10 protein-coding genes and 2 pseudogenes are annotated in these 8,803 nt (G+C 36.8%); 11 read left to right on the top strand and 1 reads right to left on the bottom strand.

The window, feature by feature from the left end; all coding sequences use genetic code 11:
* The 11 genes and pseudogenes from INT04_RS19435 to INT04_RS18885 form a co-directional block, all read left to right on the top strand.
* Positions 1–503, top strand: a 503-nt coding sequence (locus INT04_RS19435; RefSeq protein ID WP_226894195.1) for an RHS repeat-associated core domain-containing protein, incomplete at its 5' end; no start/stop codon positions are given.
* Positions 504–511: 8 nt separating this feature from the next.
* Positions 512–916: a hypothetical protein gene (locus INT04_RS18915; protein ID WP_193017575.1), complete on the top strand. Its 405-nt coding sequence runs from the start codon at positions 512–514 to the stop codon at positions 914–916.
* Between the two features lie 203 nt (positions 917–1,119).
* Positions 1,120–1,262 (top strand): annotated as a pseudogene (locus INT04_RS19430) (IS3 family transposase); the annotation flags it as partial.
* Entirely contained in the window at positions 1,258–2,625 is a 1,368-nt protein-coding gene (locus INT04_RS18910) for an RHS repeat-associated core domain-containing protein (protein WP_193017574.1), read from the top strand. The pseudogene INT04_RS19430 and the gene INT04_RS18910, both read left to right, overlap by 5 nt.
* Before the next feature lie 9 nt (positions 2,626–2,634).
* Positions 2,635–3,075, top strand: coding sequence for a hypothetical protein (locus tag INT04_RS18905; protein ID WP_193017573.1), 441 nt, complete (start codon positions 2,635–2,637; stop codon positions 3,073–3,075).
* 499 nt (positions 3,076–3,574) lie between these two features.
* Positions 3,575–5,803 (top strand): RHS repeat-associated core domain-containing protein, encoded by a 2,229-nt coding sequence (locus INT04_RS18900; RefSeq protein WP_226894194.1) that lies wholly within the window; start codon positions 3,575–3,577, stop codon positions 5,801–5,803.
* A complete protein-coding gene (locus tag INT04_RS18895) occupies positions 5,800–6,291 on the top strand; it encodes an Imm26 family immunity protein (protein WP_193017572.1) in 492 nt (163 codons plus the stop codon). The genes INT04_RS18900 and INT04_RS18895 overlap by 4 nt, the downstream gene beginning before the upstream one ends.
* A gap of 94 nt (positions 6,292–6,385) precedes the next feature.
* Positions 6,386–6,757 (top strand): hypothetical protein, encoded by a 372-nt coding sequence (locus INT04_RS19420; protein WP_319022979.1) that lies wholly within the window; start codon positions 6,386–6,388, stop codon positions 6,755–6,757.
* Between the two features lie 25 nt (positions 6,758–6,782).
* Positions 6,783–7,259 (top strand): annotated as a pseudogene (locus INT04_RS19740) (RHS repeat-associated core domain-containing protein); the annotation flags it as partial.
* Positions 7,260–7,331: 72 nt separating this feature from the next.
* Positions 7,332–7,721 (top strand): EndoU domain-containing protein, encoded by a 390-nt coding sequence (locus tag INT04_RS19735; RefSeq protein ID WP_413465763.1) that lies wholly within the window; start codon positions 7,332–7,334, stop codon positions 7,719–7,721.
* A gap of 14 nt (positions 7,722–7,735) precedes the next feature.
* Positions 7,736–8,347, top strand: coding sequence for a hypothetical protein (locus INT04_RS18885; RefSeq protein WP_193017571.1), 612 nt, complete (start codon positions 7,736–7,738; stop codon positions 8,345–8,347).
* Positions 8,348–8,609: 262 nt separating this feature from the next.
* On the opposite strand, the gene INT04_RS19415 is transcribed toward INT04_RS18885, so the two are convergent.
* The coding region (locus INT04_RS19415) for a hypothetical protein (RefSeq protein ID WP_226894192.1) at positions 8,610–8,803 on the bottom strand (194 nt) is incomplete at its 5' end.

Here is an 8,803-nt window from a genome sequence, read left to right as displayed (position 1 = left end):
AAGATAAAGAAAGTGGCTTGTATTACAATCGCTTTCGCTACTATGATAAGGACACGGGGCAATATATTTCGCCAGACCCTATCGGATTATTAGGTGGCTTTAATCCGTATGGGTATGTGCATTGTCCAACGGGATGGGTAGATCCGTTTGGGTTGAGCTGTAAACCAACACAAAAACAACAAAAACAAATTAATGAACTCAAAAGTGGAAAAGATATTTATGTAAAAGACGCTAACGAGGCGAGAGAGTTACTGAATTTTATGCCCGAACTAAAACCACAGCATGATATTCTACCAATTCCATCTACATTTCCGAAAGAAAGTGGTTTGAGTTCTTTATGGAAACAAAAAAGAGGCACATACAGAGGAGATACATATAATACAAACAATCCATTTTCTGATATTGTTCATAATATGCCAGGGAATAAAATTCATGATACACATGCACACTATAATATATTATTTCATGATGGTACTAAGGCTGCGATTTTAATTAAAAACTAGGAGATTTTATGAGCATCAATAAATATTTAAATTTATCAACACCATATACTTACATTGAGATAGATTCAAAAAAAGCAACTCTATTCATTGAATATGGTATTGTTGGTAATAATGATTTTAACATATCATATTTTAAAGATTATTCTTCTATTGATGATATGTATTACTCTTATTCTAATTTCGTTGAAAACATTGAATACCAAAATAAAAAATTTGAATGGCCACCATTATTAGATATTTATTCTGGAGGTGACAAAGTACAAATTAAATCAATGATAAAACTTATTAATAACTCATTGGAAAATAAATTAATATTGCCAGATGACGGTATTGGTTATACGTTATTAACTGATAAAGATAATTTACAATATTGTCTAAATGGAGCTATATCCGCATTACAGTGCTGTAAATAATAAAGATCATATTTAAGCACCTTATCACCAAACTGATCTTATTTCTCCTAAAATAGGGAAATATTTATTTCCCTAAGTAATACTTTTATTTGAAGCCTAAATCAATTAAATTGTTTTTTTATAATCTATTGCCCTGTTCTAAATAAGGTTGATACTTTTCCAATTTAAAATTGGAGAATGCAATTAAACAAAATACTAAATGAATTCAACATGATTATTTCCTTTCTTTAAAATTATCGGTTTTTAACCAAATAGGAAAAAATGAACTCACCTATATAAACAAGCCCAATATCGATATGGCATACAAAGCTGTTCTACCATTTTAATATGGCTTCGTAAACATGGTTGATTTTATTCTCTACTTTCGTTCCTACATTTTAGTAACCCAATACAGCAACCAGTTTGAATGCCAAAGCGAGAAGTTTCAGTACGATAACAACCTGAACATCACAGAGCATCAGTTTATTCCATCTGATGCACAAGGTGCCTTTTTACAACTGGCACAACAGCAACAAAAAGGCCGTGTCACTCGCCGTATTACCGCCAAAGGTTATCAAGATTATCACTATGATATTAATGGTCGACTAACGCAAAAAGTGGTTCATCAACACGGTTTTCGAGCAAAAACGTGGTATTACCAATGGAATACGCTGAATCAACTTATTGCCTGTTTTAATCCTGAAGGAGAATGCTGGCGTTACACTTACGATGCCTTTGGGCGACGACTCAGTAAAAGCAAGGTAGTCGATAATCGCCCTATTACACCGCCTAATTCACCGTTTAAAAATAAACGCATTCAGCGTGTTGATTACCTGTGGTCTGGCGATCAGATGGTGCAAGAAACCCCGATTTACGCCGATGGCACACCCGCTTATGACGCTCAAATTCAGTGGCTCTATCAACCCGGCGAAATCACCCCAACAGCCCGTTATCAACGTGGAAAACTGCATTATGTCGTCACTGACCATCAAGGCACGCCACGAGAAATTTTTAGCGAAAAAGGGATTGTCAGCTGGGCAGGACGGTTAAATACCTGGGGACAAATGGCGTTTTGGCAATCTCATGATGATTATGCCGATAACGACCCAGAATATACTGAATGTCATTTTCGGTTTGCCGGACAATATGAAGATAAAGAAAGTGGCTTGTATTACAATCGCTTTCGCTACTATGATAAGGATACAGGACAATATATTTCGCCAGACCCTATCGGATTATTAGGTGGCTTTAATCCGTATGGGTATGTGTATTGTCCAACGGGGTGGGTAGATCCGCTGGGGCTATCTGCGACTTCTTCAATTAACCAAATTCATGATCCATTACAAAGAGCCCAAGCATATAGAGACACATTAGGAGGAAAACCTGGTGGTATCGGTAAAAAAAGGAATTTAGCTACTTCAAATTTTGATATAAATGTCGATGGTAAATCCATCAAAGGAATAGCAGATGCGGCTAGTGGTGAAGGCTCGGTTCCAGGCCTTGTAGATATTCCAAATAAAAGATTATTTACGACAACAGTAGTAACTCACCCTCGTGCATTTGATTCAGAAGCTAAAATTTTTGAGCATATAGCGAGTAAAATTAATCCTAATGCCAAAGGAACGGTTAACCTTTATTCTGAACTACCGATATGTAAATCATGCCAAGGTGTTATCAAACAATTCGAAACCATGCATCCAAATGTAAAAGTGAACATAATAAATAAGTGAGATTAATTTATGAATAAAGATGAATATATTCAATTAATAACCAACTTTTCCTGTACTTTAAGAGAGAGGGGGTTTCCAATTATTGGTTGTGATGATAATCAACTTTGTATGTTAGAAAAAAAATATGGGACATTACCAGAATTTTATAAAATATACCTAAAATTTATGGGGGTAGATGCAGGTGATTTCAAAGCAGGAACATCAATGTGCTATACTGAACTAGATGAAATTAATGAAGAAACTTTAGCTCTTATGCATCAATACGATATAGTACCACCTAAGGATATGTTCGCTTTCTTAATGCATCAAGGCTATACATCATTATTATTCACAGATAGAAATAATGAAGATCCCGAAATATATTGTTATACAGAATGCCAAGAAATAATTGATATAGAGAAAACATTCAGTACATGTATTGAAGCCGAAATTAACGAATACTTGTCATAACCAAATAGATTGCAAAAAGCAGGAAAGATTTCTGTGGTCTTCCAGCATTATCCTTTTTTAAGAGCTCCCCACTCCCTGCCCTTAACGGCTTTTATAGTCACCAATCAGCGCCCGCATTCGCAGCTCAATTTCACTGAGTTGCAACCGCTGGCGTTGGTATTGCTATGTCTCCCCCTTTGGCGATAAATGGCAACTGACCTACGATGACAAAGGTAATTTAACCACAGTTACCGATCCGCAAGGTCGCCAACAAGCCTATGAATATAGCCAACATAGTGAACTACTTAAAGATATTCAGCCAAATGGTGCACAGTGGCACTATGAATATAACCAAGCGAATCAATTAATAAAAAGCACCAACCCTTATCAACATAGCTCGGAATACCAAAGCGATGAGCTAGGTCGCTTACTGCAAGTCACTAATGCACTAAACCACACCACTCGCTATCAATACAGTAAAGAGCATGATGGTATTAACGGCAGTCTCAGTGATATTTTATTGCCTGATGATATCCATCAACATATTGAATATGACAGCGAACGCCGTGTTGTTGCTGTCACCGATGGCGAAGGTAAAACTACGCGCTATCGCTATGGTCCCTTTGATTTATTACTCGCCACCATACGCCCTGATGGGACGGAAATTCGCTTTGAATATGACTCACTCACACGACTCAAAAATGTCATCAACGCTACTGGTGATGTCTATTCTTATGAGCGTAATAAAGTCGGTCAAATCATTCGTGAGATGGATTTTGCCGGACGTGAAATTCAATATCGCTATGACCGCTTAGGGCGACGTATTGCGACTCGTTATCCTGATAATCATGAACTCCGTTATCATTATGATGAGACAGGATTAATCATCGAACAAAGCATTTGGCTTGTCGATGATATTGAGCATAAATGCCTTTCTACCACCACGTATCAATACAATGAACGTTTACAACTTATTCGTGCCACCAATCCTGATTCAGTGGTGGAGTTTGAGTATAACGACCAAGGGCATTTATGTTGTGAACGGATAAATGGACAAGAGATTACGCACCAATGGGATGAGGAGCACGATATTCTCACCCAAACCCGCTTTGGTGAGCGTGAACTTAATTATGCCTTTGGTCAACTTCATGAACTGACTTCACTGCAAGTCAATCAACATGCGCCCTTGCAGTTTAGCTATAACGCATTAGGACAAGAGTTTTTACGTCAAAGCCAAGCCGGTTTTGCTAATTCTAGCCATTACACCGCCGCTGGATTATTAGCGCACCAACGTGCAGGACGGGGAACAGAGTCCTTTTTACAGTCATTACACGATAATCCGCTTCAACCCCCGATGTCGACTGATGTTCATCGAGGTTATCAATACGATAAAGCCTTTAATCTGGTCAATATCGATGATGCGCGTTGGAACCGCACACAATACCGCTATAACGCCAACGACCAAATTGTTGAAACCCAATACAGCAACCAGTTTGAACGCCAAAGTGAAAAGTTTCAGTACGACAACAACCTGAATATCACAGAGCACCAGTTTATCCCATCTGATGCACAAGGTGCCTTTTTACAACTGGCACAACAGCAACAAAAAGGCCGTGTCACTCGCCGTATTACCGCCAAAGGTTATCAAGATTATCACTATGATATTAATGGTCGACTAACGCAAAAAGTGGTTCATCAACACGGTTTTCGAGCAAAAACGTGGTATTACCAATGGAATACGCTGAATCAACTTATTGCCTGTTTTAATCCTGAAGGAGAATGCTGGCGTTACACTTACGATGCCTTTGGGCGACGACTCAGTAAAAGCAAGGTGGTCGATAATCGCCCTATTTCACCGCCCAATTCACCGTTTAAAAATAAACGTGTTCAGCGTGTCGATTACCTGTGGTCTGGCGACCATATGGTGCAAGAAACCCCGATTTATGCCGATGGCACACCCGCTTATGATTCGCAAATTCAGTGGCTTTATCAACCCGGCGAAATTACTCCAACAGCCCGTTATCAACGTGGAAAACTGCATTATGTCGTCACTGACCATCAAGGCACACCACGCGAAATCTTTAGCGAAAAAGGTATTGTCAGCTGGGCGGGACGGTTAAATACCTGGGGACAAATGGCGTTTTGGCAATCTCATGATGATTATGCCGATAACGACCCCGAATATACCGAATGTCATTTTCGGTTTGCGGGACAATATGAAGATAAAGAAAGTGGCTTGTATTACAATCGCTTTCGCTACTATGATAAGGACACAGGGCAATATATTTCGCCTGACCCCATAGGATTATTAGGTGGCTTTAATCCGTATGGATATGTACATTGTCCGACTGGGTGGGTAGATCCGTTTGGGTTGTCTTCTAGTGTCAATGATTCCGGATTCTATGTTTATGCCTTATATGACCCTGGTGCCACTAAGCCTTATTATATAGGTATAACAAATAACCTTGAAAGAAGAACAGTTGAACACAGAGATACCGGAAGACTATCAACAAGAGGAATAATGATGCCTATTGAAAATAACATTAATTATGGGCAAGCTCGTGGATATGAACAATTTTACATAGAACATTATAAAACAAAAACAGGAATAATTGGAGAAGATATATCTTCAACCAATAGAGGCAATAAATACAATTCATTTGATCATAATAGAGAAGATGATCGAGCAAAAGCCTTTAAAGAGGCTTATAAAAGTAAACTGATACAATTAGGAAAAAATTTCAAATGAATAATCTTAAAATTTGGAAGTGGAATAAGAAACCTCGAACTATGATTAGATTTATAAAAAACGGTGATATATTTTGCTTTACATTTGATAAAGAAAAGTACTATTTTGGTAGAATTATATCGAAATCTATAGTTGGCCACGTAGCTGAAATACTTAATTTTATTTCTGAATCTCCATCTATTGATGAAAATAAAATAAAATCAGCAAAGAGTTTAACTCCTCCTTTTATAATAGATAGCTATCTTTTATTTGACAAAAAATATGAATCAGATTCAGATTGGCAAATTATTGGTCACCAAGAAAATTACAAACCCACAAATATGGATGATGTATATTTTTCCTATGGAGCTGAAAATTCTCGTAAGAAAATAGATATATGGGGGAATGAATATTCAACAACTGAAAAAGAATCAATGAACATTCCTATTCTAACGCCTTATTCTAGCTACCATATAAAAAAAATATTAGAAAAGCTCAATACAGAATAATTAAGTAACTATAGAGATAATAAAATATAAATAATTAAAATAAAAATACAATGAACGTTTACAACTTATTCGTGCCACCAATCCTGATTCAGTGGTGGAGTTTGAGTATAACGACCAAGGGCATTTGTGTTGTGAACGGATAAACGGACAAGAGATTACGCATCAATGGGATGAGGAGCACGATATTCTCACCCAAACCCGCTTTGGTGAGCGTGAGCTTAATTATGCTTTCGGTCAACTCCATGAACTGACTTCACTGCAAGTCAATCAACATGCACCCTTGCAATTTAGTTATAACGCATTAGGACAAGAGTTTTTACGCCAAAGCCAAGCGGGTTTTGCTAATTCTAGCCATTACACCGCCGCTGGATTATTAGCGCACCAACGTGCAGGACGAGGAACGGAGTCCTTTTTACAGTCATTACACGATAATCGCCCTATTTTCCCCCCAAAATTTACCGTTTAAAAATAAACGTGTTCAGCGTGTTGATTACCTGTGGTCTGGCGACCAGATGGTGCAAGAAACCTCTATTTATGCGGATGGCACACCCGCTTATGACGCTCAAATTCAGTGGCTCTATCAACCCGGCGAAATCACCCCAACAGCCCGTTATCAACGTGGAAAACTGCATTATGTCGTCACTGACCATCAAGGTACACCACGCGAAATCTTTAGCGAAAAAGGGATTGTCAGCTGGGCAGGACGGTTAAATACCTGGGGACAAATGGCATTTTGGCAATCTCACGATGATTATGCCGATAACGACCCTGAATATACTGAATGTCATTTTCGTTTTGCGGGTCAATATGAAGATAAAGAAAGTGGCTTGTATTACAATCGCTTTCGCTACTATGATAAGGACACGGGGCAATATATTTCACCTGACCCCATCGGATTATTAGGCGGCTTTAATCCGTATGGGTATGTGTATTGTCCAACGGGGTGGGTAGATCCGTTTGGGTTGTCTAATACCTCCAGTTTCATTAATAATGATGTGATTAACCATTCTTCAAAAGGAGATTGGAAAGAAGCTGGAGCAATGCCACCAAGAGATAGAAAAATATTTCCAAATGGAAGGTTAAGTGGTGGTGGGCATGGACAGTCAGCCATTTTGGAATTGGAATTTAGAAGTATTCCATACAATATAGTACATACTTATCCTAATGGAGTGCGAGTGGGAAATATACCTAGCCATGCATCGAAAGCCAAACGCTCAGGAACAGGGCAATCATGGTTTCCTGAGAACTGGAACGATGTTGACATTAAAAGAGCAGGACAAAACGTTTGGGAGTCCCCTAATAGCGTGCGTGTTGATATGTCATCTGGGGGAGTAATGGTTTCAGGAACATATGATGGTGTCTTTCTTCGAGTTGTTCGCGACCCTAAAGGCAGTGGTTCCATTTTTCCTGATAACACAATACAACCTTAATCAATGGTTTTAATATGAAATATGAAATATGTAAAATTAAAAAGGCATGTGACGAGTTACTTACGTTTGATATGTTCTTTAACCTAGATGAAAGTTTTTTTTGGCCGATTATGGAGTTAATTGATATTGATGAAAATTCAATTATAGAGTTATATAATACTATTGAAAAAAAATATTATAAAATTCTGTATTATGAACCTCTAATTATTCCTTTAATAGAATCTACTCAAAGTAAAAATTTAGTTAACTTTAGTCGTAATATTAAAGAGAAAAACTCCAACTTTATTGATGATATACTTATTTCGGATATGGAGTCTGCTTTATTTTTTAATTACGACACGCCATTAAACCTCAAAAAAACCGAAGAATTCAAATATCTATACATGAAATTGAAACAGATAATTTTAGATGCAAAAGACAAATATCAAAATAATGAAAATACAAAAAAAACACTAAATTACACTATAAATTTAGCTAAAAAAAATGAGTGTGATTATTTTAATTATGTACATGTGTATTGGTTGAGCCATTATTTCAATAAAGCTAAAAAAACATTAATCCAAACTGAGATAGAATATTATAAAAACCACCTATCCAAAATCTTTCCATATGGAAAATTTAAATAACTGAGTCATAAAATTAACTAGCAGTTATAACGATAAAACATATGATTTAGTTAAATATGAACAAATGGATAAATTGCAAATAAATTCGTTTAATATTAACTAATAATAGAATGTTTTTGTCAATAAGAGATATGTTTTATTTTTCACCATTCAATTTAATAAATATAATTAATTTCTAATAGTTTGTTTGCTTCGCTATCAGGTATCAATACCAAACTACCATTTAAAATATTCATTGCAACAATATAGCTCATATCTAAACTTACCTATTTCGACTATAAATTTTTAATCTTTTTAATCTTTTTAATCTTTTTAATCTTTTTAAAATATCAATAATTCCCGCTGGAACCGCACGCAATACAGCAACCAGTTTGAACGCCAAAGCGAAAAGTTTCAGTACGATAACAACCTGAACATCACAGAGCATCAGTTTATTCCATCTGATGCACAAGGTGC

Origin of the sequence: Proteus sp. FME41, from assembly GCF_014897315.1 — a bacterium.
GTDB lineage: Bacteria > Pseudomonadota > Gammaproteobacteria > Enterobacterales > Enterobacteriaceae > Proteus.
Note: the sequence above shows the minus strand (reverse complement) of the source record. Positions and strands in the feature narration are given on the sequence as shown.

What these genes read in the sequence shown, in the direction of transcription:
- INT04_RS18885 (WP_193017571.1), top strand. Translation starts at nt 7,736, where the DNA reads ATGAAATATGAAATATGTAAAATTAAAAAGGCATGTGACGAGTTACTT.
- INT04_RS18895 (WP_193017572.1), top strand. Translation starts at nt 5,800, where the DNA reads ATGAATAATCTTAAAATTTGGAAGTGGAATAAGAAACCTCGAACTATG.
- INT04_RS18905 (WP_193017573.1), top strand. Translation starts at nt 2,635, where the DNA reads ATGAATAAAGATGAATATATTCAATTAATAACCAACTTTTCCTGTACT.
- INT04_RS18915 (WP_193017575.1), top strand. Translation starts at nt 512, where the DNA reads ATGAGCATCAATAAATATTTAAATTTATCAACACCATATACTTACATT.
- INT04_RS19735 (WP_413465763.1), top strand. Translation starts at nt 7,332, where the DNA reads ATGCCACCAAGAGATAGAAAAATATTTCCAAATGGAAGGTTAAGTGGT.
- INT04_RS18910 (WP_193017574.1), top strand. Translation starts at nt 1,258, where the DNA reads ATGGTTGATTTTATTCTCTACTTTCGTTCCTACATTTTAGTAACCCAA.